We start from the raw sequence: 22,754 nt of genomic DNA, 5'->3' as shown, positions 1-22,754 counted from the left end.
CGGGTGAGCATTCTCGTGGTCACCGGGACCGACACCGGGGTGGGCAAGACGGTCGTCACGGCCGCCGTGGCGGCGCTGGCCCGGGAGCGGGGCTCGACCGTCGCGGTGGTCAAGCCCGCCCAGACCGGCGTGGGCGAGAACGAGCCCGGCGACCTGGACGACGTCATCCGCCTGTCCGGGGTGACGACCACCTTCGAGCTCGCCAGGTTCCCCGACCCGCTGGCCCCGGCCGCCGCCGCGCGGGTCTCGGGACTGCCCCCGGTCTCCCTCGCCGAGGCCGCCGTGCGGATCAAGGAGCTGACCGGGTCGCACCGGCTGGTCGTCGTGGAGGGCGCGGGCGGACTCCTCGTCCGCTTCGACGAGGAGGGGTTCACGCTGGCGGACCTGGCCCGGATGCTGCACGCGCCGGTGCTGGTGGTGGCCCGGGCGTCGCTGGGCACGCTCAACCACACCGCGCTGACGCTGGAGGCCGTGGCGGGTCGCGGCCTCGACCTGGCCGGCCTGGTGATCGGCTCGTGGCCGCCGGATCCCGGTCTGGCCGAGCGGTGCAACGTGGCGGACCTGGAGATGCTGGCCGCCCGGCCGCTGGCGGGCGTGCTCCCCGAAGGGGCCGGCGGACTGGACCGCGCGTCCTTCGCCAGGGTGGCGCGCGCGGGGCTGAGCCCGGTCCTGGGCGGCGGCTTCGACCCCGGCGTCTTCCGGAACGCCCTTACGCTCGCCCCGTGAGTCCCGGCGAGTCCCGGCGAGTCCCGGCGAGTCCTCGCAGCTCCCCGTGAGTCCCCGTCAGCGCCGGTTCCCCGCAGTCCCCCGTAACCGTCCCCGCAGAGTTGGAGTCAGACGTTGAGCGACATCCTCGAGATCGCCCGGGTGCAGGTCCTCGATGAGGGCCGGGGCCTCGACGCCGCCCAGGCGCTGGAGTGCCTGAAGCTGCCCGACGACCGCCTGGCCGACCTCCTGGCCCTCGCGCACGAGGTGCGGATGAAGTGGTGCGGCCCGGAGGTGGAGGTCGAGGGGATCGTCTCCCTCAAGACCGGCGGCTGCCCCGAGGACTGCCACTTCTGCTCCCAGTCGGGGCGGTTCCCCTCCCCGGTCCGCGCCGCCTGGCTGGACATCCCCTCGCTCGTCCGGGCCGCGAAGGAGACCGCGGCGACCGGCGCCACGGAGTTCTGCATCGTGGCCGCCGTGCGCGGGCCCGACCGGCGCCTGATGGACCAGGTCCGCGAGGGCGTGGCGGCGATCCGGGAGGCGGTCGACATCAACGTCGCCTGCTCGCTGGGCATGCTCACCCGGGAGCAGGTGGAGGAGCTGGCCGCCCTCGGCGTGCACCGCTACAACCACAACCTGGAGACCGCCAGGTCGCACTTCGGCAAGGTCGTCACCACCCACACCTGGGAGGAGCGCTGGGACACCTGCCTGATGGTCCGCGAGGCCGGCATGGAGCTGTGCTGCGGGGGCATCGTGGGCATGGGCGAGACGCTGGAGCAGCGGGCCGAGTTCGCCGGACAGCTCGGCGAGCTGGCGCCCGACGAGGTCCCGCTCAACTTCCTCAACCCGCGCCCCGGCACACCGTTCGAACGGTTCCCGCTCCTGGAGGGCGGCGAGGCGCTCAGGACGATCGCGACCTTCCGGCTGGCGCTGCCGCGCACGATCCTGCGCTACGCCGGCGGCCGCGAGCTGACCCTGGGCGACCTGGGCACCCGTGACGGCATGCTCGGCGGGATCAACGCGATCATCGTCGGCAACTACCTGACCACCCTCGGCCGCACCGCCGAGCAGGACCTGGGGCTGCTGGCGGACCTGCGGATGCCGATCAAGGCACTCTCCGACACGCTGTGACCCACCGGGCCCGGCGGACCCGCCGGGGCCGTACGCCGGGTCCGCGGGGCGCGCGCCGTTCCGTACGTCGACCCGCCCACCGTTTCATCGGAGAGTAACGGGACAGTCGCTTACCGTACCGCAGATCTCTGCGCGCGCGCGTGTGACAGAGGGGAATCTGGGGAGGTAGAAGGCCACGAGCACGCCAAGCAACTCCCCTGTCCGGCTAAGTGACTGACTGGTAGGTTTCGCGGTATGGAGTCCCCCAAGCACGCCGGTGACATCGCGGTCGCCGTCTCCAAGGCCTACGGCATCGAAACCATGTTCACCCTGTCCGGCGGGCACGTCTTCCCGCTCTACGACGGGGCGGTGCACGAAGGCGTGTCCATCCTCGACGTGCGGCACGAGCAGAGCGCGGTCTTCGCCGCCGAGGCCACCGCCCGCCTGACCCGCAGGCCCGGCCTGGCCGTGCTCACCGCGGGACCCGGCGTCACCAACGGCGTCAGCGGCGTGGCCACCGCGCACTTCAACGGCTCCCCCGTCGTCGTCATGGGAGGGCGGGCCCCGCGATCCCGCTGGGGTTCCGGAGCGCTGCAGGAGATGGACCACCCGCCGCTGCTGGCGCCGGTCACCAAGCTCGCCTTCACCGGCTCGGGCGCCGACTCCGTCGGGCAGGACGTCGAGATGGCCTTCCGCACGGCCATCGCCCCGCACCGGGGCCCGGTCTTCCTCGACTTCCACATGGACGACCTGTTCGCCCCCGCGGCCGAGCACCACACCGAGACGCTCACCCCCTCGCCGCTCGAACCCGACGCGGGCGCCCTCGCGCAGATCGCCCGGCTGCTCGCCGAGGCCGAGCGGCCGGTCCTGGTGCTCGGCTCCGACGTGTGGATGGACCGCGCCGAAGAAGTCGCCCGGGGCTTCGCCGAGGAGTACCGCCTGCCGGTCATCCCCAACGGCCAGGGCCGCGGCATCCTGCCCGCCGGACACGAGCTGCTGGTCAACCGCGCCCGGGGCCAGGCCTTCGCCCAGGCCGATCTGGTGATCGTGGCGGGCACCCCGCTGGACTTCCGGCTCGGCTACGGCTGGTTCGGCGGAAAGGAGGGCGCTCCCCTGGCGAAGGTCGTGCACCTGACCGACGCCCCGTCACAGGCCGCCACGCACGTCAAGCCCGCCGGGGCCGCCGCCGGCGACCTGTCCCTGGTCTTCTGGGGCCTGTCCTCGGCCTGCGCGGAGGCGGGCGTCTCCCCCGCGGCCTACGCCCCGTGGCTGTCGGCCCTGGCCGAGGCGTCCAGGGCGGCCATCGCCGGCGACGTCCAGCTGCTGGAGTCCGCCTCCGACCCGATCCACCCGATGCGGATCTACGGCGAGCTCGGCAGGATCCTCGCCGACGACGCCGTGGTGATCGGCGACGGCGGCGACTTCGTCTCCTACGCGGGCAAGTACGTCGAGCCCCGCCAGCCGGGCAACTGGCTCGACCCGGGCCCGTACGGCTGCCTGGGCACCGGCCTGGGCTACGCGATCGCCGCCCGGCTGGCCCGGCCCTCCTCGCAGGTCGTGCTGCTGCTCGGCGACGGCGCGGCCGGCTTCTCCCTGATGGACGTCGACACGCTGGTGCGGCACCGCCTGCCGGTCGTGATGATCTGCGGCAACAACGGCATGTGGGGCCTGGAGAAGCACCCCATGCAGATGCTCTACGGCTACGACGTGGCCGCCGAACTCCAGCCGCAGTGCCGCTACGACCAGGTGGTGACCGCCCTGGGCGGCGGCGGTGAGCTCGTCACCGACCCGTCGCAGATCGGTCCCGCGTTGCGCCGTGCGTTCGACTCCGGCGTGCCGTACCTGGTGAACATCGCCACCGACCCGTCCGTGGCCTACCCGCGCACCACCACCGGCGTGTGAGGCCCCCCGCGTAGAGGCCGGGCCTCTACGCGGGTCACCGGACGGACACCCCTCCGCAGGGCGGACGCTCGACCGGGCGTCCCGGCGGGTCAGCCCTTGGTCGCCGCGGGCGTGGGAGTCGGCGTCGAGCCGCCCGAACACGGCACCGCGTCCGCGACCAGCTTGACCGGGATCCGGGGATCCAGCATCTCCTCCGCGGAGGGGTGCTGCTGGTAGACGATCCAGCACTTCTCCGCGTCGAACCCACCGCTGTACTCCGGCCGCGCCTTGAGCCCGGCGGCCTTGAGCTGCTGGAGCGCCGCCGCGAGCGGCAGCTGGGTGACGTTCGGCACCCTCTTCTTCGCCACCGGGGTCGGGGTCGGGGTGGGAGTCGGGGTCCCCTTGCGGGGGGTGGGCTTCGGCGACGGGCTCTTCGTCGCCGTCGGAGTGGGCTCCGGCTCCTCGCTGACCTCGGGCGTGGGATCGGGGACCGGGCGGTTCTGCGTCGGCGTGGGCCTGGCGCGGGTCCGGTGCGGCTTCGGCGACGGGCTCTTCGTCGGCTCGGTGACGACGGGCTTCGCGGCCGGATCGCTCGCCGCGAGCCTCTCCCTGTCGAGGGGCGGCACCTCGGAACTCGCCGCCATGGTGTTGATCACCACCGCGGCCAGCCCGGCGCAGACCACGACGGCGCCCGCCGAGGCCACGGCGACCAGCCCGCCCCGGCGCCTGGGCCTCTGCGCGCTCCGGCGCCCCCGCCTGCCGGAGGAGAGCTCCGTGGGCGTGCCGGGCGGCGCCGGCGAGGCCGCCTGCCAGCCCGCCGTCGGCTGCGCGGCCGTGCTCCAGCCGGTCTCGGGGTACGGACCGTCCGACCGCGGGGCGACGCCCTGGCCGGGCAGCCCGTGGACGGCTCCGGCCGCCGGCTGCTGAACCGGCGGGAGCGCCGTGGCCCCGGTCTCCGGTCCGGCCACCGCCTGCCGCGCGGCGGTGCTCATCGCGGCGGCGCTGGGGAAGCGCCGGGCCGGGTCCTTGGACAGGGCCCGTTCCACCAGGGCCCGGATCGCCGACGGGATGCGCTCGGGCAGCGGCGGCGGGGCCTCCCGGATGTGCTTGAGCGCGATCGTGACCGGGCTGTCGCCGTCGAAGGGCCGCTGACCCGCCAGGCACTCGTAGGCGACCACGCCCAGGGCGTAGATGTCCACCGCGGGGGTCACCGGTGCACCCTCGGCCTGCTCGGGCGCGCAGTAGGAGGCGGTGCCGAGCACCATGCCCGCGTCGGTCAGCCGGCTGGCCGCGTCGGACCGGGCGATGCCGAAGTCGGTGAGCACGAGCGTGCCGTCGGACCGGACCAGCAGGTTGCCGGGTTTGACGTCCCGGTGGACGATGCCCTGGTCGTGGACCGCCTGCAGGGCCGAGGCCGCCTGGGCGATGAGCTCCATCGCGGCCCCGGGGGCGATGCTGCCCAGCCGGCTGAGCAGCCGGTCGAGCGGCTCGCCGTCCACGAACTTCATCACCAGGTACGCCGTCGCCCCCGCGCCGGGCACCTCGTGAACCCCGTAGTCGTAGACGTCGACGACCCCCGGGTGGTTGATCGTCGCCATCGCCCGGGCCTCGCCCTGGAACCTCACCAGGAACCCCGGGTCGTCGGTGCGGCCCGGGAGCAACACCTTCACCGCGACGGTGCGGGCCAGGACGGTGTCCTCGCCGCGCCACACTTCGCCCATGCCGCCGGCACCGATGCGGGTATCTAAGCGATACCGCCCGGCCAGCGTCGTGCCTTGGGCCACCATGGCTACTCCCCCGTAACCCTCTCCACTCCCACCCCAGGGTTCTCCAACAAAGCGGATTTGTATCGCGACAACGTCACAGAAGCGTAACGAAGGCCGGTATGCCGCCTCTCCGCATCACTGTGGGACGAGCGGCAGCATGACACAAAAGTCCAAACTTCGGGGGTATTTATCCATTTTGCCACGTCCCGCCGGGCGACCCGGCCTTCACCACGGCTTCGCGCCCTCCACGGCCCACGGCTCCGCGCCCTCCACGGCGGGTCCGGTGACGTCCGGCGTACGCGGCGGCGAGTCCGCCCGGCGGCCCGCGAACCGGTTCATCCGGTGAGCGTGCCGTGCTCCACACACCGGGCCGACCAGCCCAGCGGGGTCACCTGGACCACCATCCGGCGGCGGCAGCGGGAGCAGTAGCGCGGCGGCTCCATCGCCCGCGCGGCACGGCAGGACGCGTGCTCGCCCTCGCCGGCCGGGAGACCGCAGTGATCGCAGTATGGGGTCACGGTTCAGACCCTATGCTGGCGCGCATGACGCTCGCTCCCGGTCTGCGCTCCCGGCTGCTCATCATGGTGGAGAGAGAGGACACCGCCCTGCAGATCGGCAGCGGCGACGTCCCCGTGCTGGGCACCCCCCGCCTGCTCGCCCTCGCCGAGCGCGCCACCGTCCAGGCGGTCGCGGACGCCCTCGGACCCGGCCAGACCTCCGTGGGAACCAGAGTCGCCCTGGAGCACCTGACGGCCAGCCCGATCGGCGCCCACGTCGAGATCTCCGCCGAGCTCACCGAGGTCGACGGCCGCCGGCTGGTCTTCGCCGTCACCGTACGCGGCCGGGAGTCCACCGTCGCGACGGGGACGATCGAGCGCGTGGTCGTCGACCGCGAGCGCTTCCTCGCCAGGCACGCCCGCTGACCGCGCCCGCCGGGCTCGCCGGTCCGCGGCCGGCCCGGCGAGCCCGGCGGGCGCGGCGCGTCTCCCGGCACGCGGCGGTCGCCGCCGGCGCGGCGCGTCTCCGCCCGCCGGGCCGGCCGATGGGGCGCTACTCGATGACGGCGATGAGGTCGCCCTCCTGGATGACGTCTCCCTCGGCCACCTTGAGCTGCGCCACCACACCGTCGTCCTCCGCGATGACCGGGATCTCCATCTTCATCGACTCCAGGATGACCAGGGTGTCGCCGTCCTGCACGGTGTCGCCCTCCTTGACGAGCACCTTCCAGACGTTCGCCACCATCTCCGCGCGCACTTCAGCCACCGGGAACTCCCATCACTGTCACTGTCAACGATCGTGCTCGCTCCGGCCTCCGCCGGCCGCACGAGTCATGCCGCGCCGTACGCGCCCGTCCCCCCGTGCCCGGCCCGCCGCCCGCGCCTTCCCACTGTGCCAGAACGATCAGGCCCTCATGCGGGACACCAGTCCGGTGTCGTAGTCGCCGGAGACGAACTCGGGATGCTCCAGCAGCTCGGCGCAGAACGGCAGGTTGTTCTTGGGACCCTCGACGAGGAAGCCCGCCACCGCCTTGCGGGCACGCTCCAGGGCCTCGTCCCGCGTCCGGCCGAAGACGCACAGCTTGGCCATGAGCGGGTCGTAGAACGGCGTGACCGTGTTGCCGGCGGCGTAGCCGGAGTCGATCCGCACGCCCTCCCCGGACGGCTCCTCCCACACGTCGATCTTCCCGGGGCCGGGGAAGAACCGCTTGGGGTCCTCGGCGTAGACCCGGAACTCGATCGCGTGCCCGGCGGGGGCCGCCCGCAGGTCCACCGCCTCGCCCGCGGCGATCCGCAGCTGCTGCTCCACCAGGTCCACCCCGGTGACCAGCTCGGTGACGGGATGCTCGACCTGGAGCCGGGTGTTCATCTCCAGGAACACGAAATCCTGCGCGTCCGCGTCGACCAGGCACTCCACCGTCCCGGCTCCGAGGTAGCCGACGGCCTCGCCCGCCCGTACGGCCGCGGCCAGCATGCGCGCGCGCAGCTCCGGGGTGATGCCGGGAGAGGGCGTCTCCTCCACGACCTTCTGGTGGCGGCGCTGCACCGAGCAGTCCCGCTCGCCCAGCGCGACGACCGTGCCGTCCGGGAGGCCGAGGATCTGCACCTCGACGTGGCGGGCGCGCTCGATGTAGCGCTCGAGCAGGATCGCGGGGCCCCCTCCGGCTCCGCCGAACCGCGCCGCGGCGCGCGCGGCGGTCTCGAAGGCCTTGGCCAGCTCCGCTTCGTCGTGGGCGACGCCCATCCCGATGCCGCCGCCTCCACCGGCCGTCTTCACCATGACCGGGTAGCCGATCCCGGCCGCGGCGGCCGCGGCCTGCTCCAGGTCGGTGACCGGCTCCCTGGTCCCGGCCGCGACGGGCACGCCCGCGGCCTCCATCAGGTTGCGGGCGTTGATCTTGTCGCCCATCCGCTCGATCGCCTCGGGCGCGGGACCGATCCAGACCAGCCCCGCGTCGATCACGGCGCGTGCGAAGTCCGCGTTCTCGGAGAAGAAGCCGTATCCGGGGTGGACCGCCTGCGCACCCGACGCGCGGGCGGCCTCGATCACCTTGTCCGCATCGAGGTAGCTCTGCACCGGATTGGCGGGACCCAACAGGATCGCCTCGTCGGCCTCCTTCACGAACGGCAGGTCCGCGTCGGCCTCGGAGTACACCGCGATGGCCCTCGCCCCCATGCGGCGGACCGTACGGATGACGCGCCGGGCGATTTCGCCTCGGTTCGCGACCAGGACAGACTCGAACACGTAGTGGCCCCTTTCGACCGCTCCACCCTATGGCCGAGATCTCGGCACAGCCTTTCGCCCGACGCCACTGATCACAGCAGCGCGAACTGTAGGAAACTTACAACGCGCGGGGCGGGAAATCCCGGCGCGACAAGCCGTGAAGACGCACCTCACGAGCGGATCCGCAGCGGATCAGTAACGGGCCAGGCGCCCGGTGACCCGGGCCAGCGCCTCGACGACGGCCGGGTCGTACTCCACCCCGGAGCCGAGGCGGAGCCGTTCCAGCGCGGCCCCCGCCCGATCGCGGTCGGTGGAGCCGCCGACCAGGTCGTCGTAGGCGTTGGCGGCCTTGATGATGCGGCTCGACGGCGGTGGCGCCGCGCCGCAGGGCTCGCACTGGCGGCGGACGATCTCCGCCACCCGGTCCAGCACCCCCGTCTGCCGGATCACCTCGGCACCCAGCTCGGCGATGCGGTGCGCCTGCTCCGGGTCGGTGAGCACGGTCGCGCCGCCGGGGATCGGGTCACGGAGCGAGAGCTGGCCGATGTCGTGCATGAGCGCGGCGTACTCCAGCTCCAGCAGCTCGGGCTCCGCCATGCCCAGCTCCCGCCCCGCGGCGACCGACAGGCGGCTCACCCGGCGCGAGTGCCCCGGCTCGACGTAGCCGGCCACCTCCGTCACCTGCGACAGCGCCCGTACGGTCTGCAGGTAGGTGGCCCGGATCCCGGCGTACTTGCGGAACGCCACCTGGGTCACCAGCAGCGGGGCGGCGAAGACCAGCAGCGCCGCCATGGCCATGCTGTGCGCGGCCAGCGCCAGCAGGACGCCGGAGGCCGCCACCGCGGCGCCCAGCGGGGCGGCCATCCGCAGCTCGTCGCGGACGGCCACCGCGAACGCGGCGCGCACCTGCTCGGCCCGGAGGACGGCCGCCAGCAGCACGTCCACCAGCACCGTCACCAGGATCAGCACGGCCATCACGCCCAGCGCCGGCGTCCAGCTCCCGTCGGGCGGGAGGGTCGTCCGGTGGAGCGGCTCGGCGAGCGGACGGTAGGCGATCGCCAGCAGGGAGCCGGTGAGCAGCCGCCGGGCCAGCGCGTCGAGCTGCGGCGGGCGCCCGACCGCCAGGTGGGGCAGCGCCCCGGCCACCATCCCGACCGCCGTCACCGCGACGACCTGCAGCGCGGGGTGTCCCGCCCGGGTGGTCCCCACGTCCAGCAGCAGGGTGTAGCCGAGCGCCGCGGCGGCTCCGATCGGCGCCACCTCCCGGTTGCCCGGCATGGTGAGCCTGGCCAGCTCCCCCGCCGCGATCAACGCGCCGAACCCGATGGCGAACTCGGCCTGGACCAGCCCCACCGCCGCCGTGTACGCCACCCCCGCCAGCGCCATCAGACCTGCGGCGGAGATGAGCAGGACCTGCCCGGAGTCGAGTCGGCGGAACGCCCGCGTGGCCGTGAGAGCGGCCGTGCCCGTCATCGTTCCGTCCCCGTGGTCACGTCCGACACCACCTGGATCGGGGCGGTCGGGTCGTCGTGGTCCTTGGTGGTGGTCTCCGCCGTGTCCGCCGGCGGGACCGCGACCGTGCGCGGCGGTTCCCACCCCTGGCGGTCCAGGGCGCGCAGGAAGGCGTTCACCATGACCGGGTCGAACTGGGCGCCCGCGCTCTTGCGCAGCTCCTCCGTGGCGACCTCGACCGACCGCGCGTTGCGGTAGGAGCGGTCGGAGGTCATCGCGTCGAAGGCGTCGGCCACCGCGATGATCCGGGCGAACTCCGGGATCTCGTCCCCGGCCAGCCCCATCGGGTAGCCTCTGCCGTCCTGCCGCTCGTGGTGGTGCATGATCCCGGCGAAGGCCTCGTCCAGGAAGTCGATGCCCCGCACGATCTCCAGTCCCCGCATCGGGTGGAGCTGGATGGCGGCGAACTCCTCCTCGGTGAGCGGCCCCTCCTTCTGCAGGACCTTCGTCGGCACGCCCAGCTTGCCCACGTCGTGGAGCATCCCGGCGTAGCGGATCGCCCGCAGCCGCTCCGAGCCCATCCCGATCTCCTCGGCGATCATCCCGGAGGCGCGGGAGACGCGGGTGCAGTGGCCGCGGGTGTAGTAGTCCTTCGTCTCCACCGCCTGGCAGAGCGCGGCGATCGTGGCGTCGTAGGAGCGCTGCTGGGCGAGGTACTGGCCGAAGGCCCAGCGGGCGACGAACAGCGGGATCAGCACCAGCACCGCGGCGATCGAGTTGACCGTCGCCCAGAGCCCGGCGATCAGCAGGCCGAAGGTGGCGTATCCCAGGTAGGAGACCATGAACTGGGCCAGCCCCCGCAACGGCACCTGGTCGGCCTGGCCGGTCGCCGCCAGGACCAGCGCGATCAGCACGAAGTTCAGCGGTACGAACACCGCCGCCGCGCCCGCGAACGGCACGATCAGATCGCTGAACGCGATCCCCCCCGCGCCCCCGGCGCCTCCGACGCCCGGCACCCCGGCGCTCCGGCCGAGCAGGCTCTCGTAGACCCGGCCCGCGACGTAACCGCAGAGGGCGAACTGCGCGCCGTTGAACAACCGCTTCACCAGCGGCAGTCCGGGGCGCACGCTGAGCACGGCCGTCATGCCGACGAGCGCCGCGCCCTCGGGGCCCGCCAGCACCACCGCGGCGAGCGCGGCCGAGAAGCTGACCGAGACCGCGGCCTGCCGGACGCTGAGCAGCGTCGGCATCGACTCGCACACCAGGAACAGCAGGGCCAGCACCAGCAGGGTGGACCATTCGAGCTGCTCGATCCTGCTGTTCCCGGCCACGCCGTGGGCGAGCAGCCCGAAGGCCGTCCCGATCACGGCGACAAGGTAGACCTTGGCAAACCATGGCAGTCCACGCAATGCGGCCACCCTAGGGGTCCTACGGGCGCGTGTTCAGGTCCAGGAGATCCCCGGGTGCGCCCGGCTGACCGTTTCCTTCGACATGCGCTGCCTCCACGTTGATTTCGCCTCTCAGGCTACAGAAGCGAATCAGATCCGGCAGGACCGACCGGTAATCGCAAGCAAAGCGTAACCAACCCAGCACGGGGAGTTGGCCTGCGGCCCGGCCCGCCGCGCTCCACCGTCAGCCCTGACGGGCCGCGGAACGGCTCCTCGCCCACTCGACGGTGTTCTTCAGTCCGGTCACCAGATCCGTCCGGGGCCGCCAGCCGAGGGCCCGGCCCGCGGGGGCGGGGTCGACCGCCATCGCCGGCAGGTCGCCCAGCCGCGCGGGCGCGCTCCCCGGCTCGTCGGGAGCCCCCGCCGCCGCCGCGACCAGGCGGTGCAGCTCCCGGTCCGTGGTCTGCACCCCGGTGCCCAGGTTGAACCGCCCGCCGCCGCCCGCCTCTCCGCACGCGCGGGCGAAGCCGTCCACCACGTCGTCGACGTGGACGTAGTCGCGGGTCTGCGCGCCGTCGCCGTACACCACGGTGGGGGCCCCGTTGAGCAGCGCGTCGGTGAAGATGGCGACCACCCCGGCCTCCCCGTCGGGGGACTGGCGGGGACCGTAGACATTGGCGAGCACCAGCGTGGTGTAGTCGATGCCGTGCAGCGCCCTGAAGGTCGCGAGGTAGATCTCCGCGCTCAGCTTCGAGGCCGCGTACGGCGAGCGCGGGTCGGTGGCCGCGTCCCCGGGGACGGGAATGACCGCGGGGCGGCCGTACACCGCGACGGAGGAGGCGAAGACGACCTTGCGCGTGCCGCCCCGGCAGGCGGCGGACAGGACCGCGGCGGTGCCCTCCACGTTGAGCCGGGCGTCGCGCACCGGGTCGGCCACGCTCTTGCGCACACTGATCTGAGCGGCGAGGTGGCAGACCACCTCCGGCCGGAAGTCGGCGGCCAGGCCGGCCAGGGCGGGGTCCAGGACGTCCATCTCGTACAGGGCGAAGCGCGGGTCCTCCTCGGCGGCGGCCAGGTTGCGCCGGCTCCCCGAGGACAGGTCGTCCACGACCCCCACCTCGTGACCCTCCGCCAGCAGCCGGTCCACCAGGTGCGACCCGATGAACCCGGCTCCTCCGGTGACGAGCACCCGCATGCCGACCCCCGTTCTCGTTGCCTGGCCGCGGCCGGACTCGTGCGGGACCCCTCGCCCTTTCCGGGGAGGGCTCACCGGCGCGCCCGCGCGGCCGTTGTCGTAGGGCCGATCCTAGAGGTCAGGTCGCCAGCTCGCTGCGGACCTGGTCGATCCGGTCGCGGATCCTGGCCCGCAGGTCCTCGGGCGCCGCGTCGCAGCCGCAGTGCCTGGCCACCAGCTGCTTGACCACCTGGTCCAGGCCGTACTCCCGCAGGCAGGGGCCGCATTCGTCCAGGTGCTGCCGGATGTCGGCGCAGTCGCCCTCGCCGAGCTCGCCGTCGAGGTAGGTGTAGACCTTGTCCAGGACCTCGCGGCAGTCCGTGTCGTGGTGGTCTCCACAGCTCACTTCGCACCCTCCGCAGGAACCAGGCCACGCTCCCGGGCGTAGTCCTCGAGTTGCGTCCGCAGCTGACGGCGGCCACGGTGGAGCCGCGACATCACGGTCCCGATGGGGGTCCCCATGATCTCGGCGATCTCCTTGTAGGGGAAGCCCTCGACGTCGGCGAGGTAGACGGCGATCCGGAAGTCCTCCGGGAGCGCCGCCAGCGCGTCCTTGACGTCGCTGTCCGGAAGGTGGTCGAGCGCCTCGATCTCGGCGGACTTCAGGCCCGTCGAGGTGTGCGACCCCGCCCGCGCCAGCTGCCAGTCCTCGATCTCCTCGGTGCCGGCCTGCTTGGGCTCGCGCTGCTTCTTGCGGTAGCTGTTGATGAAGGTGTTGGTGAGGATGCGGTAGAGCCAGGCCTTGAGGTTGGTGCCCTCCTGGAACTGGTGGAAGGAGGCGAAGGCCTTGGCGAAGGTCTCCTGGAGGAGGTCCTCCGCATCCGCGGGGTTCCTGGTCATCCGGAGCGCGGCGGAGTAGAGCTGGTCGAGGTAGGGCATCACGTCCCGCTCGAACCGCTCGCTCCGCTGTTCCAGAGTCTCCGCATCTGTCGCAGGGACCGGACCCACCCCCTTAGGATCTCCGGAGTCCGGCTCACGCGGGACACCGTACTGAGCGGAGGATACCCGCTCGTCAGGGAAGGCCCGGTCACCGGGGCGGGCGACGGGTTCGATCAGTGCGAGCATTCGCTTGCCAACCTCCCGGAAGGGTGTGCGCTGTTCGTTGGCAACACGCCCGTCCGGTCGTCTGTTCCCTCACTATGGAAGGTGACGAACGAACCGGTACGGGGAAAAAGATACGTACCGGCAGGTAGCTTCAGACCACCGGACCCCCGACGCCAGGAGCCGCTTGTGCTGCCCATCCCGGCCGAAGAGCTGAACGGCTCAGGAACGCTCGGGCCGTACTGGACCTTTTACCGCGCGGTCGTCGCCGAGCAGCTGAACCGCTGGCTCCCCCGGAGCCCCTCCGTCGTCCTCGACCTCTCCCGCGGTCAGGGCCGCTGGTCCGCGCAGGCGGCCCGGGCCGGGCACCGGGTGATCGAGGTGGTCGACTTCCGCCGGGCGGTGGCGGAGGGCCAGCCCGTCCTGCGCGACGCCGAGCGGGTCCGCCAGGTCCGCGCCGACGACCTGCGCTTCCTGCCCGACGGCAGCGTCGACGCCGTGCTCGCCGAGGATCGGTCGATGTCCCTGGAGCTCATGGCCGAGTCCGCGATCGGCGACGTCGCCCGGGTGCTGCGACCCGGCGGGCGGGCGCTGGTCTGCGTCGACTCCCTGGTCCTGGGGATGGCGATCCTCGCCGAGCAGAACTACTGGGCCCACCTGCGTCAGACCAGCGAGGTCATGCTCGTGCCCTGGCCCGACGGGAGCATCACCCGCTGCTTCAGCAGCGCCCAGCTGCGCGAGCTGCTCACCGACGCGGGGCTGGAGGTCGAGTGGATACGGCCCCGCACCGTGCTGTCCCCCTCGACGGTCGACCACGTCCTGGCCTCCGACTCCCGCGCGCTGAACTGGCTGGTCCGCACCGAGTTGGAGGCCCACCCGGACGACGACGACACCGTGGGCATCCACCTGGTCGCCAGCGCCCGGCGGGTCTGAGCACCCGCCGGACCCGCCGGACCCGCCGGGTCGGCCGGATCTGCGGCGGATGCGGCGGGTCAGCGGCGGCGCTCCCTCCGGGACTGGCACTCCACGCACCGGGAGGCCTCGGGCCGTGCCTCCAGCCTGCCCTCCGGCACGGACCGGCCGCAGTCCACGCACAGGCCGTAGCAGCCGTCGTCGATCCGTCGGAGCGCCTCCAGGACCGAACGGCGGTGCCGGGCGGCCACCTCCAGCATGGCCTGGTTGCGGTCCGCGTCGACCAGGTCGGACCCGGCGTCCGCCGCCGAGCGGTCGCGCGGGCTCGCGGGATCCCCCCGCAGGATGCCGATGGAGCGGTCGAGTTCGCTGAGCATGCTCTCCAGGCGCACACGCGCGGTCGCGTCGTTCACGGACCCGCACCTCCGGGACGTGGGGGCGGCCTTCGGCGGGATTCCCCGGATCTCCCGCCGGGCACGAGGGGGTGGGATCTCCGGCGTCGCCGTACCGCGTCACCGCGGAGGTTCGGCCGGAGGATTCGCTTTCCTCACCGGATGCCCGCTCGGCGCGCTTCTTACACCGGTCACCAGCCGTTCTCCCCGACGGCGCCGGATCCTGTCCTCACCCCTCCGGCAGCGGCTCGATCAGTTCGGGTCCGTTGTTGCGGACCGAGTTCACCGCGGTGGAGACGGGATGGGTCACCAGGCCCGTCGAGCCGGCCGGGATGAGGAACCCCTGCGCGTCGGGCACCCCGGGATCGAGCCACTCGCCCCACCGGTCGCGCTCGATCAGCATCGGCATGCGGTCGTGCACCCTGCCCGCCGCGTCGACCGCGGAGGTGGTCAGGACCGTGCACGTCACGAGCCAGGCGTCCGGGTCGTCGTCGGGCCTGCCCCGGTCCCGCCAGAACTCGTACAGCCCCGCCATCGCCATGATCCCGCCGTCCGCCGGCCGGATGTAGTGCGGCTGCTTCTTCGGCCTGCCCCGGGCGTCGGTCTCCTCCAGCACGGTCCACTCGTAGTAGCCGTCGGCAGGGACCAGGCACCGGCGCTCCTTGAACGCCCTGCGGAACGAGGGCTTCTCCGCCACGGTCTCCACCCGCGCGTTGATCATCTTGGAGCCGATCGACGGGTCCTTCGCCCAGGACGGGACCAGCCCCCAGCGCATGACGCGGAGCTGGCGCACCGCCCGGCCGTTCTCGGCGCCACCCTCGACGCCGGCCTTCGGCACCCGGCTGAGCACGGTGTAGACCGGTTTGGTCGGCGCGACGTTGTAGTCGGGCCGGAGCTCGGAGTCCGCGGCCCCGTCGACCTCGACCTCGAACTCCTCCAGCAGCCGCTGCTTGCCGCGCGCAGACGCGAATCTTCCGCACATGTCCCCACTCTGCCACCTCCCGCGCCTCCGCCGCCTCCCGGACGCCCCTCCCGCCCCCGCCGTCCGGTCCCGCCTCCGCCGTCCGGTCCCGCCTCCGCCGTCCGGCTCGCGTCCGACACCCTGTTCTCCACCGCCCATGGCGTTTCCCGCCCGGCGGACCGGCCTCGGTAGGCTCATCACATGTCGTCCGCTCCGCTGTGGCCCGCCCCGACCGCGACCGAACCCGTCCACGCGACGGTCCCGGTGCCGGGATCGAAGTCCGTGACCAACCGCGCGCTGCTGCTCGCCGCGCTGGCCGACGGCCCCGGCACCGTACGGCTGGCGCTGCGCAGCCGCGACTCCGACCTGATGGCCGACGCCCTGCGCGCGCTCGGCACCACGATGACCTCCTCCAACGAGGCCGGCTCCAGCCTCGACTGGACCGTCGTCCCCGGGCCGGTCACCGCCGGGGGTCGGATCGACGTGGGCCTCGCCGGGACCGTGATGCGCTTCGTGCCGCCGATGGCCGCGCTGGCCGACGGCGAGGTCGCCTTCGACGGCGACCCGCACGCGCGCAAGCGCCCGATGGGCGTGATCCTGGCCGCGCTGCGCGCCCTGGGCGCGCAGGTCACCGGGGACGCGCTGCCGTTCACCGTACGGGGACCGCTGACCGGCGGGGAGGTCGTGCTCGACGCGTCCGGCTCCTCGCAGTTCCTCTCCGGCCTGCTGCTGGTCGCCGCCCGGTTCCCCAAGGGCGTGACGGTCCGGCACTCCGGTCCGCCGATCCCGTCGCAGCCGCACATCCGGATGACGCTCCAGATGCTCCGCGAGCGCGGCGTGCACGTCGACGACTCCGAGCCGGACGTCTGGCGGGTCGAGCCCGGCCCGATCCGGGCCACCGACTTCACCGTGGAGCCCGACCTGTCCAACGCGGCGCCGTTCCTGTCGGCCGCGATGGTCGCCGGCGGCACGGTCGTCATCCCCGACTGGCCCGCCGAGACGACGCAGCCCGGCGACCAGCTCCGCGGGCTCCTGGCCGGTATGGGCGCCTCCGTCGCGGTCACCTCCGAAGGACTGGCGGTCACCGGCACCGGCCGGATCTCCGGCATCGACGCCGACCTGCGCGACGTCGCCGAGCTGACCCCGACGATCGCCGCCCTGGCGGCCCTGGCCGACTCCCCCAGCCGGATCCGGGGCGTCGCGCACATCCGCGGGCACGAGACCGACCGGCTGGCCGCGCTGGTCGCCGAGATCAACGCGCTGGGCGGCGACGCGAACGAGACCGACGACGGGCTGGAGATCCGGCCCCGCCCGCTGTCCGGCGGCGTGTTCCACTCCTACGCCGATCACCGCATGGCCACGGCCGGCGCGGTGATCGGCCTGGCCGTCCCCGGGGTGTCGGTGGAGGACATCGCCACCACGGGCAAGACCCTGCCGGAGTTCGCCTCGATGTGGGCGCGGATGTTGGGAGGCGACCGCTGAGGAAGCGGCAGTACGACGAGGACGACGTCCGGATCCGGCCGGGCAAGGGCTCCCGGCCCCGGACCCGGCTCCGCCCCGCGCACGAGGACGCGGTCGAGGGGTTCGTCGTGGCGGTCGACCGGGGCCGCTACACGTGCCTGGTCACCGCGGGGCCCCCGGCCGGGGAGAAGCGGCGCCGCGCGAGGGACCGGGCCTCGGGGGCCGGGGACGACGGCCGACTGGTCGTCGCGATGAAGGCGCGCGAGCTGGGCCGCAAGGGGATCGTGGTCGGCGACCGGGTCTCGCTGGTCGGCGACGTGTCCGGCGCGCCCGACACGCTGGCCCGCGTCGTCCGGGTGGAGCCGCGCGTGTCGATGCTCCGGCGCTCCGCCGACGACACCGAGGACACCGACGGCATCGAGCGGCCCGTGGTCGCCAACGCCGACCAGCTCGTGATCGTCACGGCGCTGGCGGACCCGCCGCCGCGGCCCCGCATGATCGACCGGATGCTCGTGGCGGCCTTCGACGCCGACGTCGAGCCCCTGCTCTGCCTCACCAAGTCCGACCTCGCGCCGCCGGAGGAGCTCGTCTCGCTGTACGCGCCGCTCGGCGTGCCGTACGTCGTGGTCGGCAGGGGCGGGACGCTCGACGAGGTCCGGGAGCGGTTGCGCGACCGGATCAGCGTGCTCGTCGGCCACTCGGGGGTCGGCAAGTCGACGATGGTGAACGCCCTGGTGCCGGGGGCCGACCGGGCCGTCTCGCACGTCAACGCGGTGACCGGCCGGGGCCGGCACACCTCCACCTCGGCCGTGGCCCTGGCCCTGCCGGACGGCGGCTGGATCATCGACACGCCGGGGGTGCGGAGCTTCGGGCTGGCCCACGTCTCGGTCGAGACCGTGCTGGCGGGCTTCCCCGACCTCGTCGAGGGCACGGTCGCCTGTCCCAAGGGCTGCAACCATCTCGGGGAGGAGTGCGCCCTGGACGCGTGGACGGCGGCCGGCCACGCCGACCCTGTCCGGCTCGTCTCGCTCCGCCGTCTCCTCGCCAGCCGCGAGGGCGCCCCCGACGACGACCGCCGGCCGGACGCCCCCTGACGGGTCCCGGTGTCAGCGGTTGGGGCGCAGGGTCCAGGTGACGGTCATCTCCGCGACCGGGGTGCCGTCGGCGGTCGCGACGGTGACGGCGACGTCGAACTCGGGCCGGCGGCCGGCGTCGAGCAGGGCCACGACCTCCTCGCGGTCCGCCTGGAGGCGGGCCTCGGCCACGACCTCGCCCATCGCGAGCTTCACGTAGCGGATCGCCGCGTTCGCGGCCAGCGGGGTCGCCCGCGACAGCTGGTCGCCGAAGGCCGACAGCATCGCCGCGCCCGAGGCCGACTCGGCCAGGGTGAACAGGGCTCCGGCGTGCGGGCCGCCCAGGTGGTTGTGCAGGTCGGGCCGGTCCGGCATGCGGCAGACCGCGAGGCCCGGTTCCACCTTCTCGAACGCGATGTCCAGCGTCCGCGCGAACGGCACGCTCTGCAGCATGAAGGCACCCACGTCGAAGGTCATGCCCTCGATGCTACTTGCGAGTAATAAAAGTTCCAACGGACGCCGCGCCGGAGTCCGCACGCCCGCACGCCGCGGCCCGACCGGAGACGTCGGCACGCCGCACTCCGGAGAGACCGGGACGCCGTATCCCGGCCCGGGACGCCGTATCCCGGCCGGGGACGCCCGCACGCCGCGGCCGGGAGGCCCGCCCCGGCCCACCCGCCCGGAGGCACGCCGCCCCTCCTGTACGGCACGCCGACGCGATAGCGTTGCCCCCCGTGACGGGTTACAACGACGACCTCCGCCTCGCCCACGTCATGGCCGACGCCGCCGACGACATGACCATGCGCCGCTTCAAGGCCGTGGACCTGCGGGTCGAGACCAAGCCCGACCTGACCCCGGTGAGCGACGCCGACCGCGCGGTGGAGGAGGCGATCCGGAACACGCTCCGGCGCGCCCGCCCACGCGACGCGATCGTCGGCGAGGAGTTCGGCACGACCGGCCACGGCGCGCGCTCGTGGATCGTCGACCCGATCGACGGCACCAAGAACTACGTGCGCGGCGTGCCCGTCTGGGCCACGCTCATCGCCCTGATGGACCAGGGCCGCGTCGTCGTCGGCCTGGTCTCCGCCCCGGCGCTCGGCCGCCGCTGGTGGGCCGCCCGCGACGGCGGCGCGTGGACCGGCAGGAGCCTGACCAAGGCCACCCGCTGCCGGGTCTCCTCCGTCACCCGCCTGGAGGACGCCTCCCTGTCCTACTCCAGCCTCGGCGGCTGGGAGGAGGCCGGGAAACTCGACCGCTTCCTCGACCTGAACCGCTCCGTCTGGCGCAGCCGCGCCTACGGCGACTTCTGGTCCCACGTGATGGTCGCCGAGGGCGCGGTCGACCTGTCCGCCGAGCCCGAGCTCTCCCCCTGGGACATCGCGGCGCTGACCGTGATCGTCGAGGAGGCCGGCGGCATCTGGACCGACCTGTCCGGCGTCCCCGGCCTGGACGGCGGGAGCCTGGTCTGCACCAACGGCCCCCTGCACGGAGAGGTCCTCGAGCGCCTCGGCGGCGGCCCGCTCACCCTGCCGGTCTGAGCCGGCCCGCCCACGCTGCCGGTCCGAGCCGGCCCGCCCACCCGCTCCACCGTCCGGCCACGACCCGGTGCCCGATCGGGCGCCGGGTCGTCCTCCTGTCACGTTCCAAGGGCGCGAAACCCCACGTGAGAGCCATGAAGATCACCCGGAACGGTATTCACACGGCAATGCTCACGTCTTCCGGCTCCGGTCATTGGTCGTTTCATTTCCGTTCACTTTCGCTCGGTTACATCAGAGCCATCGAGAACGGATCTCACGACGGAGAAGGAACATAACCGTGACCAGTGGACAGCGCCGCCTCAGCGCGGTGGCGACGGCCGCGCTCGTCGTTTCCCTCGCGGCGGCCTGCGGCGGCGACGCCAAGCCCACCAGCGAAGGCACCTCTTCCGCCGCCGCCTCCGCCCCGGGCGAGTCCCAGGGCGCCGCGCTGAGCGGTGAGGTCAAGACCGACGGCTCCAGCACCGTGGCGCCCCTCACCCAGGCCGCCTCCGAGCTGTTCAGCGAGGAGCAGCCGCAGGTCAAGGTGCCGGTCGGCAGCTCCGGCACCGGCGGCGGCTTCGAGAAGTTCTGCAACGGCGAGACGGACATCTCCAACGCCTCCCGCCCGATCAAGGACGAGGAGAAGGCGGCCTGCGAGGCCAAGGGCATCAAGTTCACCGAGCTCACGGTGGCCACCGACGCCCTGACCGTGGTCGTCTCCAAGGAGAACGACTGGGCCACCTGCCTGACCACCGACCAGCTCAAGAAGATGTGGGAGCCGGCGGCCGAGGGCAAGGTCAAGACCTGGAAGGACGTCGACCCCAAGTTCCCCGCCGAGGAGCTCAAGCTCTACGGTCCGGGCACCGACTCCGGCACGTTCGACTACTTCACCGACGAGATCAACGGTGAGGAGGGCGCGAGCCGCAAGGACTACAGCCCTTCGGAGAACGACAACGACATCGTCACCGGCGTCTCCGGCGCCAAGGGCGGTCTGGGCTACTTCGGCTTCACCTACTTCGAGGAGAACGCCGACAAGCTGAAGGCCCTCGAGATCGACTCCGGCAGCGGCTGCGTCGCCCCGAGCGTCGAGGCGGCCCAGGGCGGCAAGTACACCCCGCTGGCCCGTCCGCTGTTCGTCTACCCGTCGGCCGCCGCGGTCAAGCGGCCCGAGGTCGCCGCGTTCCTCGACTACTACGTGGCGAACATCGGCGCGATCGCCAAGGACGCCAAGTTCATCCCGCTCAACCCCGAGCAGGAGGCCAAGCTCAAGTCCGACCTCGACGCCCTGAAGAGCCAGGGCTGATGTCGGCACAGCACCGTACGGCCGCGCCAAGGACCTCCGGGTCCCTGGCGCGGTCGCGCCCGCGTTACGGCGAGTTCGCCGTCAAGGCCGTCCTGCTGCTGGCGGCCCTGGTCTCGGTGGTGACCACCGTCGGCATCGTGGTGGCCCTGCTGGAGCCGACCATCGAGTTCTTCTCCGAGGTCAGCTTCGGCGAGTTCTTCGGCTCGACCACCTGGGGACCGCTCTTCAACCCGCCGGCGTTCGGCGTGTGGCCGATCATCGTCGCCACCACCGAGATCACGCTGATCGCGATCGTGGTCGCCGTGCCGCTCGGTCTGGCCGCCGCGATCTACCTGTCGGAGTACGCCACCCCGCGCGTCCGCAAGGTCCTCAAGCCGGTCCTGGAGGTCCTGGCCGGCGTGCCCACCGTGGTCTTCGGCTTCTTCGCCCTCACCTTCGTCACCCCGCTGCTGCAGGACGTGTTCCCCTTCCTCGGCCTGGACGGCAAGAACGCGCTCAGCGCCGGCCTCCTGGTCGGCGTGATGATCATCCCGATCGTCGCGTCGCTCTCGGAGGACTCGATGGCCGCGGTCCCGAACGGCCTGCGGGAGGGCTCCTACGCCCTCGGCGCCTCCAAGATGATCACCTCGGTGCGGGTCGTCGTCCCGGCCGCCTTCTCCGGCATCGTCGCCGCGATCATCCTCGCGATCTCCCGGGCCGCGGGCGAGACGATGATCGTCGCGATCGCGGGCGGCTTCAAGTCCGTCTTCACCCTCAACCCCGCGGACGAGATGGCCACGATGGCCGCGTTCATCGCGCAGGCCGGCTCCGGTGACGCGTCGGTCGGCTCCACCGCCTACAAGACCATCTTCGCGGTGGGCTCGCTGCTGTTCATCATGACCTTCGCCATGAACTACCTCAGTGCCCGCATGGTCCAGAAGTATCGCGAGGTCTACGACTGATGGCCATCCTCTCCACGCCGCGCTCCGCCGTGCAGCTCGCGAGCAAGGGCCGCCCGCTCAGGGAGCACCTGTTCCGCATCGCGCTGCTGGCCAGCCTCGCCGTCGCCATCGCCTTCCTGGCGATGCTGATCATCTATGTGGTCGAGGAGGGCTGGCCCCGGCTCGACTCGACGCTCTGGGAGAACCAGCCCTCGATCCGCCGCCCGGAGACCGCCGGCATCCAGTCCGGCATCTTCGGCACCCTGTGGATCATCGGCCTGACCGCGCTGATGGCGCTGCCCACCGGGATCCTGGCCGCGATCTACCTGGAGGAGTACGCGGACAAGACCAAGTGGTACAACCGGCTGATCGAGCTGAACATCTCCAACCTGGCCGCGGTGCCCTCGATCGTCTACGGCATCCTCGGTCTCGGCATGATCGCCCGCTGGATGGCGTTCGGCTTCACCGTCATGACCGGCGCGATCACCGTCTCCCTGCTGGTGCTGCCCATCGTGATCATCTCCGCGCGGGAGGCCATCCGCGCGGTGCCGCCGTCGATCCGCGAGGGTTCGCTGGCGCTCGGGGCGACCCAGTGGCAGACCATCTACCGGCAGGTCCTCCCGGCCTCCATCCCCGGCATCGCGACCGGCTCGATCCTGGCGCTCTCCCGCGCGATCGGCGAGGCCGCGCCGTTCCTGATGCTCGGCGCCGCGACGCTGGTCCGGTTCAACCCGGAGGGCGTCTGGAGCACCTTCACCGTGCTGCCGCTGCAGATCTACAGCTTCATCGCCCGGCCGCAGGAGGAGTTCGCCGTCCTCGCCGCCGCCGCGATCGTGGTCCTCCTCGCGATCCTGCTGCTGATGAACTCCGTCGCCATCTGGCTCCGTAACCGCTACCAGAAGCGCTGGTGAGGAACG

Annotated in this window: 23 protein-coding genes; 11 read left to right on the top strand and 12 right to left on the bottom strand. The window is 72.7% G+C overall.

From position 1 onward, the window contains the following. Positions 1–3: 3 nt before the first annotated feature. The 3 genes from bioD (at position 4) to HS045_RS13575 (ending at position 3,717) form a co-directional block, all read left to right on the top strand. Positions 4–726 carry a dethiobiotin synthase gene (gene bioD, locus HS045_RS13585; protein ID WP_196451693.1) on the top strand — a complete coding sequence of 241 codons (723 nt, stop codon included), beginning with the start codon at positions 4–6 and terminating at the stop codon, positions 724–726. 114 nt (positions 727–840) lie between these two features. Further along, a complete protein-coding gene (gene bioB, locus HS045_RS13580; RefSeq protein ID WP_196451692.1) occupies positions 841–1,836 on the top strand; it encodes a biotin synthase BioB in 996 nt (331 codons plus the stop codon). Between the two features lie 234 nt (positions 1,837–2,070). Next, positions 2,071–3,717 (top strand): acetolactate synthase, encoded by a 1,647-nt coding sequence (locus HS045_RS13575; RefSeq protein WP_196451691.1) that lies wholly within the window; start codon positions 2,071–2,073, stop codon positions 3,715–3,717. 89 nt (positions 3,718–3,806) lie between these two features. Here HS045_RS13575 and HS045_RS13570 read toward each other — a convergent pair whose 3' ends face one another. Both HS045_RS13570 and HS045_RS13565 read right to left on the bottom strand, forming a co-directional pair. Further along, entirely contained in the window at positions 3,807–5,483 is a 1,677-nt protein-coding gene (locus tag HS045_RS13570) for a serine/threonine-protein kinase (protein WP_196451690.1), read from the bottom strand. Positions 5,484–5,797: 314 nt separating this feature from the next. Further along, on the bottom strand, positions 5,798–5,980 hold the full coding sequence (locus HS045_RS13565) for a hypothetical protein (protein WP_196451689.1): 183 nt from the start codon (positions 5,978–5,980) through the stop codon (positions 5,798–5,800). 24 nt (positions 5,981–6,004) lie between these two features. On the opposite strand from HS045_RS13565, the gene HS045_RS13560 reads away from it, so the two are divergent. After that, the gene (locus HS045_RS13560; RefSeq protein WP_230884025.1) at positions 6,005–6,385 is read left to right on the top strand and encodes a thioesterase family protein; all 381 of its coding nucleotides are present in this window, start codon (positions 6,005–6,007) and stop codon (positions 6,383–6,385) included. Positions 6,386–6,512: 127 nt separating this feature from the next. On the opposite strand, the gene HS045_RS13555 is transcribed toward HS045_RS13560, so the two are convergent. The 7 genes from HS045_RS13555 to HS045_RS13525 all read right to left on the bottom strand — a co-directional run bounded on the left by HS045_RS13555 (position 6,513) and on the right by HS045_RS13525 (position 13,205). Further along, a complete protein-coding gene (locus HS045_RS13555) occupies positions 6,513–6,725 on the bottom strand; it encodes a biotin/lipoyl-binding carrier protein (protein WP_196451687.1) in 213 nt (70 codons plus the stop codon). 138 nt (positions 6,726–6,863) lie between these two features. Further along, positions 6,864–8,204 carry an acetyl/propionyl/methylcrotonyl-CoA carboxylase subunit alpha gene (locus HS045_RS13550; protein WP_196451686.1) on the bottom strand — a complete coding sequence of 447 codons (1,341 nt, stop codon included), beginning with the start codon at positions 8,202–8,204 and terminating at the stop codon, positions 6,864–6,866. Positions 8,205–8,375: 171 nt separating this feature from the next. After that, complete coding sequence (locus HS045_RS13545; protein WP_196451684.1) at positions 8,376–9,656, bottom strand: HD-GYP domain-containing protein; 1,281 nt, start codon at positions 9,654–9,656, stop codon at positions 8,376–8,378. Further along, a complete protein-coding gene (locus HS045_RS13540; RefSeq protein WP_196451683.1) occupies positions 9,653–11,044 on the bottom strand; it encodes an HD-GYP domain-containing protein in 1,392 nt (463 codons plus the stop codon). The genes HS045_RS13545 and HS045_RS13540 overlap by 4 nt, the downstream gene beginning before the upstream one ends. Before the next feature lie 223 nt (positions 11,045–11,267). Next, positions 11,268–12,218: an NAD-dependent epimerase/dehydratase family protein gene (locus tag HS045_RS13535; RefSeq protein ID WP_196451681.1), complete on the bottom strand. Its 951-nt coding sequence runs from the start codon at positions 12,216–12,218 to the stop codon at positions 11,268–11,270. A 118-nt stretch (positions 12,219–12,336) separates the two neighbouring features. Next, positions 12,337–12,603, bottom strand: a complete 267-nt coding sequence (gene rsrA / locus HS045_RS13530; protein WP_196451679.1) for a mycothiol system anti-sigma-R factor — start codon at positions 12,601–12,603, stop codon at positions 12,337–12,339. Beyond that, the gene (locus tag HS045_RS13525; protein ID WP_196451678.1) at positions 12,600–13,205 is read right to left on the bottom strand and encodes a sigma-70 family RNA polymerase sigma factor; all 606 of its coding nucleotides are present in this window, start codon (positions 13,203–13,205) and stop codon (positions 12,600–12,602) included. The genes rsrA and HS045_RS13525 overlap by 4 nt, the downstream gene beginning before the upstream one ends. A 282-nt stretch (positions 13,206–13,487) precedes the next feature. Here HS045_RS13525 and HS045_RS13520 point away from each other — a divergent pair, with 282 nt between their 5' ends. After that, the gene (locus HS045_RS13520) at positions 13,488–14,231 is read left to right on the top strand and encodes a class I SAM-dependent methyltransferase (protein ID WP_196451677.1); all 744 of its coding nucleotides are present in this window, start codon (positions 13,488–13,490) and stop codon (positions 14,229–14,231) included. Between the two features lie 59 nt (positions 14,232–14,290). Here the strand turns inward: HS045_RS13520 and HS045_RS13515 are convergent, their stop codons facing one another. Beyond that, positions 14,291–14,623, bottom strand: a complete 333-nt coding sequence (locus tag HS045_RS13515) for a TraR/DksA C4-type zinc finger protein (RefSeq protein WP_196451676.1) — start codon at positions 14,621–14,623, stop codon at positions 14,291–14,293. A gap of 208 nt (positions 14,624–14,831) precedes the next feature. Next, positions 14,832–15,584, bottom strand: coding sequence for an SOS response-associated peptidase (locus HS045_RS13510; RefSeq protein ID WP_196451675.1), 753 nt, complete (start codon positions 15,582–15,584; stop codon positions 14,832–14,834). A gap of 180 nt (positions 15,585–15,764) precedes the next feature. On the opposite strand from HS045_RS13510, the gene aroA reads away from it, so the two are divergent. Both aroA and rsgA read left to right on the top strand, forming a co-directional pair. Beyond that, positions 15,765–17,045: a 3-phosphoshikimate 1-carboxyvinyltransferase gene (gene aroA / locus HS045_RS13505; protein WP_196451674.1), complete on the top strand. Its 1,281-nt coding sequence runs from the start codon at positions 15,765–15,767 to the stop codon at positions 17,043–17,045. Then, positions 17,042–18,118, top strand: a complete 1,077-nt coding sequence (gene rsgA, locus HS045_RS13500; protein ID WP_196452775.1) for a ribosome small subunit-dependent GTPase A — start codon at positions 17,042–17,044, stop codon at positions 18,116–18,118. Before aroA ends, rsgA begins: the two co-directional genes overlap by 4 nt. A 12-nt stretch (positions 18,119–18,130) precedes the next feature. On the opposite strand, the gene HS045_RS13495 is transcribed toward rsgA, so the two are convergent. Further along, positions 18,131–18,574, bottom strand: coding sequence for a DUF4442 domain-containing protein (locus HS045_RS13495; RefSeq protein WP_196451673.1), 444 nt, complete (start codon positions 18,572–18,574; stop codon positions 18,131–18,133). A gap of 257 nt (positions 18,575–18,831) precedes the next feature. Here HS045_RS13495 and hisN point away from each other — a divergent pair, with 257 nt between their 5' ends. From hisN to pstA, 4 genes are all read left to right on the top strand, one after another. Then, positions 18,832–19,635: a histidinol-phosphatase gene (hisN, locus tag HS045_RS13490; protein WP_196451672.1), complete on the top strand. Its 804-nt coding sequence runs from the start codon at positions 18,832–18,834 to the stop codon at positions 19,633–19,635. 277 nt (positions 19,636–19,912) lie between these two features. Then, on the top strand, positions 19,913–20,917 hold the full coding sequence (locus HS045_RS13485) for a PstS family phosphate ABC transporter substrate-binding protein (RefSeq protein WP_196451671.1): 1,005 nt from the start codon (positions 19,913–19,915) through the stop codon (positions 20,915–20,917). Next, the gene (gene pstC / locus HS045_RS13480) at positions 20,917–21,858 is read left to right on the top strand and encodes a phosphate ABC transporter permease subunit PstC (RefSeq protein ID WP_196451669.1); all 942 of its coding nucleotides are present in this window, start codon (positions 20,917–20,919) and stop codon (positions 21,856–21,858) included. The genes HS045_RS13485 and pstC overlap by 1 nt, the downstream gene beginning before the upstream one ends. Beyond that, positions 21,858–22,748, top strand: a complete 891-nt coding sequence (gene pstA / locus HS045_RS13475) for a phosphate ABC transporter permease PstA (protein WP_196451667.1) — start codon at positions 21,858–21,860, stop codon at positions 22,746–22,748. Before pstC ends, pstA begins: the two co-directional genes overlap by 1 nt. The last annotated feature ends 6 nt before the right edge of the window (positions 22,749–22,754 follow it).

Origin of the sequence: Planomonospora sp. ID82291 (assembly GCF_015711645.1) — a bacterium.
Classification (GTDB): Bacteria; Actinomycetota; Actinomycetes; order Streptosporangiales; family Streptosporangiaceae; genus Planomonospora.
Note: the sequence above shows the minus strand (reverse complement) of the source record. Positions and strands in the feature narration are given on the sequence as shown.